Raw genomic sequence first — 4230 nt, 5'->3', positions numbered from 1 at the left:
GCCTCGGCGTCCAAGGGCAGGACACCCGCGCCCCCCGCAGCGGCGCGGTCGGAATCGGTGGTCATGGCAGGTTCCTCAAAAATTGCTCCAGGATGATGCAGGCCGCACCCGCATCGCTATCGTCGGCCCCCAGGGCGTGTGCCTCGGTACTGCTGTAGCGCTCATCCACCTCCACCACCGGCAAACCGCAGCGGCCGTGCAATTGCCGCGCAAAGCGCCGGGCGCGCTGCGTTTGCTCGTGCGGGGCGCCATCCGGGTGGCAAGGCACCCCCACCACCAGGGCATCGGGTCGCCACTCGCGGATGACCGCCACCAGCTGCTGCCAGCGGGCTTCGCCCTGGGCTTGCACCGTGGGCAGGGGTGTGGCGGTGCGGGTGATGGCGTTGCCACTGGCCACGCCGACGCGCCGTTCGCCCCAGTCGAAGGCCAGAAAGGTCTGAGCGCCCGCTGGCACCGCCCCCCAGGTGGTCATGCCCGCCCCGCGCCCGGCGCCAGCATCCAGGGCTGCAGGCCCAGCAAGGCCATGGCGCGTTCGTAACGCTCCGGCAGCGGCACCTCGAACAGCAGGGCTGGATCGGCCGGCACGGTCAGCCAGGCGTTGTCACCCAGCTCCGACTCCAACTGCCCCTCGCCCCACGAGGCATAGCCCAGCGTGATCAGGATCTGGCGCGGCCCCGCACCGGCGGATACCGCCTCCAGCACATCGCGCGAGGTGGTCAGCTCCAGGCCACTGCCCGCCACTTTGAGAGACGAGGCATAGACGGTGGGGCGCCTCCCGGACGCCGCTGCCCCCTCCGTGGAGGAAGGGGCATCTGCCTCGGGCGCAGCGCCCGCGGCCTGCAGCAACGTCGGCACGGCCGACGTCGGCGCTGGGGACTCAGCGACCGCACGGGGCGGGTGTGCCACCAGCAACGGCAACGGCTCGCCCATGTCCTCGTGCAGCACAAAGCCGCGCTCGGTCTGCAATGGACCGCCGCGCAGCACCGGCATCCCCGCCCATTCGGGTCGTCCCAGCGGCAGGTCCAGCCGCTGGAACAAGTCGTCGATGGTGATGCCGCTGGGCTTGTTGATGATCAAGCCCAAGGCGCCTTGCGGCGTGTGCTCGCACACATACACCACGCTGCGACCGAACAGCTCGTCATTCAGCCCGGGCATGGCAATCAAAAAGTGATGCGTCAAATTGACGGGGGCAGAATCCAAGCTCATAGCAGAAATTCTACGCGTGGACACCCATGAAGCCCTCTACCCACTACGACACCGGACTGATGTGGTTTCGCCGCGACCTTCGGGCCGAAGACAACGCTGCGCTCTACCATGCCCTCAAGCACTGCCGCCGGGTATGGTGTGCGTTCGTATTCGACACAGCGATCCTGCAGCCGCTGTTGGCGCGTGGTCTGGCCGCAGACCGGCGCGTGGAGTTCATCCACGAGAGCCTGATCGACCTGGACGAGCAGCTGCGCGCCTTGGGGCGGTCCAACGGGGTGGATGGCGTGGGGCTGATCGTGCGGCACGGCGCGGCAGACCAAGAAATCCCCCGCCTCGCGGCTCAGCTCGGCGCGCAGGCGGTGTTTGCCAACCACGACGACGAACCTTACGCCCGCGCGCGCGACGCCCAGGTGCTGGGCGCACTGGCGCACGGGGGGGCGGTGCTTCAGACCTTCAAAGACCATGTGATCTTCGAGCGGCACGAAGTGCTGACGGGCAATGGTCGGCCATTCACGGTTTTTACGCCTTACCGCAATGCATGGCTCAAAGCGCTGACGGATTTTCACCTCAAGGCCTATCCGGTGGAGCGCTACGCCGACGCACTGGCACCGTGCCCGGCCGATCTGCCGCCCGGTGTGCCGCCGCTGGAAAGCCTGGGTTTTGCGCGCACCAATTTGCGCGAACTGAAGCTGCGCACCGGCAGCCGGGGCGCACGCGCGCTGCTGGAGGATTTCGCCACCCGCATCGAGCACTACCACCAAGCACGCGACTTCCCCGCCGTCAAAGGCCCCAGTTATCTCAGCGTGCATCTGCGCTTTGGCACGCTCAGCATTCGGACCGCCGCAGGCTTGGCCTACGGTTTACATCGGCGGGGGCTGGCAGGGGCAACCGCCTGGCTCAACGAGCTGATCTGGCGCGATTTTTATCACCAAATCCTGGCCAATTTTCCGCAGGTCGGCGAAGGGCGTGCCTTCAAGCCGGAGTACGACACCATCCGCTGGGAGCGCGGCAAACACGCCGAAGCCCTTTTTGCCGCCTGGCGCGAGGGCCGTACCGGCTATCCGTTGGTGGATGCGGCCATGCATCAAATCAATCGCACGGGCTATATGCATAATCGCCTGCGCATGGTGGTCGCCAGCTTTTTGACCAAAGACCTGGGTCTGGACTGGCGCTGGGGCGAGCAGTATTTTGCGGACCACTTGATCGACTTCGACCTGGCTGCCAACAACGGGGGCTGGCAATGGGCAGCCTCCAGCGGCTGTGACGCACAACCCTACTTTCGCATTTTCAACCCGGTGGCGCAAAGCCATAAATTCGACCCGCAAGGCAAATTCATCCGCCGCTATCTGCCCGAACTGGCAGCCCTCGACGACACGGCCATTCACGCCCCGTGGGAGGCCAGCCCCAGTGCGCTGGCCCGCGCCGGTGTCACATTGGGGCAGACCTACCCGCACCCGATCGTCAACCACGCCGAGGCGCGCGAAAAGACACTTGCCCGCTACGCCGTGGTCAAGAGCGGCGCCCAACAGCGGTCTGCAAAACCCGCGCCTCGGGCGGTGCCATGAAAACCATGTCACAAAGGACGCCACAGAGGTGGCCAGGTGTTCGACCCCAAGCCTGTTCGCCTGCCGGACCGCTTGGCGGGGCCGTCAGGTACCAAGCACGGCGCGCAGCTGGCGCGGCGGTTACTTGACCGGGGCCGACCTGCCGCCCTGGCTTGATCGAGTCGAAAGCGGTCTTGATCTGGTCGACGACACTGATCAGGATTTGGGTGCGCTTGGATGGCCTCTCGGGTTCCCGGCTTGGCTCTTGGGTCTCAAATGGCCACCATCCTTACCAGACTGGTTGAATTCATGGGGGGTGCCATGCGTGCCTGGCAAATCCAAGAGGCAAAAACCCACCTGCGCGAGCTCGTCCGGGACACGTAGCGAGCCGGACCGCAGGCGATCACCTGGCATGGCCGCGAAGTCGCGGTGGTGCTTTGAGTTATCTGGTCGACACCGACGTCCTGTCGGAGCTGCATCGCCGTGACCCGGATGCCAGCGTGGTCCGCGGCAGCAGGTATCCACGGCGGCTGGGAATGATGTGATCATCCGGGATCCGATACCCGGGGGAAGGTCTGCCCCCCTCCAGGCCGGTTAACATCCCATCTGAGACGCACGACACCAGGCGAGAGCCGATGAAGCCTAGCCAGTCCGGGCGCGGCCTTTGAGCGCAAGGTGAAGAACACGCGCAAGCGCTCATGGCACTGCACATTGCCGGCCAATCTGTGTGTAAAACCCACATCCCACCTCGACGCTCGTAGCGAGGGTTGTTCAGAGGTTCCCTAGCCTACCCCCCACAGTCAAGGGGTCAGTCGTGCGACATCGTGCCGCTGCGGTGCGGGAGACGATCGCCGTGCCCATCAGGGGCCGGCTCGCCTTCGCCGCGGGCTGGTGGCTTGGGCACGACTAGTCCGAATTGGGCTCATTCCATGAGCCACCCCGCGCGGCATCATTGCGGCATGGAAACCCTCTTTCGTCATGCCGTCCCGCCAGCGCCGATTTTTGCCACTGCGCTCGAGCCGCGGCTGCCCGCTGGCTGCCGCGCCCGGCTGTGGCTGCCGGGTCGGGTCTTTGGCCAGAACGATGACGACCCGCGCTTGTGGCTCGCCTTGGCCGATGGCAGGGTGCTCGCTTTCCGGCTGCCCGAAGTCGAACTGGGTGAAGATGCGGTACTCGCGCCGATCATCGATACGCTGGCGCGCGATGTGCGCGGCAATCGCTGGGCGGTCGAGCATCCGGCCTTCGGCGCGGCACAGGTGCTCTACGCCGCGCCGGTGCTGCCACTGGCGGACACGCGCCATGCGGGCTTTTGCTTCGAGGCCGATTTCCAGCGCTTCGCCGCCAGCCTGGATGCCGAGGTGATGCGCCTTTTGCTGTCGCTGGAGCGCGAGCCGCATCCGCCGGCGCTCACCCGCCGCGATGGCCAGGGCCCGCATCCGCTGCCGCGCCGCTTTTTCGCTTCGGTGCGCAATTACAACCG

4 protein-coding genes are annotated in these 4230 nt (G+C 66.2%); 2 read left to right on the top strand and 2 right to left on the bottom strand.

Going from position 1 to position 4230, the window contains the following annotated elements; all coding sequences use genetic code 11:
* Positions 1-61 precede the first annotated feature (61 nt).
* Positions 62-472, bottom strand: a complete 411-nt coding sequence (gene ruvX / locus P3W97_RS07500) for a Holliday junction resolvase RuvX (RefSeq protein ID WP_300845340.1) — start codon at positions 470-472, stop codon at positions 62-64.
* Positions 469-1206: a YqgE/AlgH family protein gene (locus P3W97_RS07495; RefSeq protein WP_300845338.1), complete on the bottom strand. Its 738-nt coding sequence runs from the start codon at positions 1204-1206 to the stop codon at positions 469-471. The genes ruvX and P3W97_RS07495 overlap by 4 nt, the downstream gene beginning before the upstream one ends.
* Positions 1207-1232: 26 nt before the next feature.
* On the opposite strand from P3W97_RS07495, the gene P3W97_RS07490 reads away from it, so the two are divergent.
* Entirely contained in the window at positions 1233-2771 is a 1539-nt protein-coding gene (locus P3W97_RS07490; RefSeq protein ID WP_300845335.1) for a deoxyribodipyrimidine photo-lyase, read from the top strand.
* A 938-nt stretch (positions 2772-3709) separates the two neighbouring features.
* On the top strand, positions 3710-4230 hold a 521-nt coding region (locus tag P3W97_RS07485), incomplete at its 3' end, for a hypothetical protein (protein WP_300845332.1).

The sequence above is a fragment of the Tepidimonas sp. genome, from assembly GCF_029335975.1.
In the GTDB taxonomy this organism is placed as follows: domain Bacteria; phylum Pseudomonadota; class Gammaproteobacteria; order Burkholderiales; family Burkholderiaceae_C; genus Tepidimonas.
Note: the sequence above shows the minus strand (reverse complement) of the source record. Positions and strands in the feature narration are given on the sequence as shown.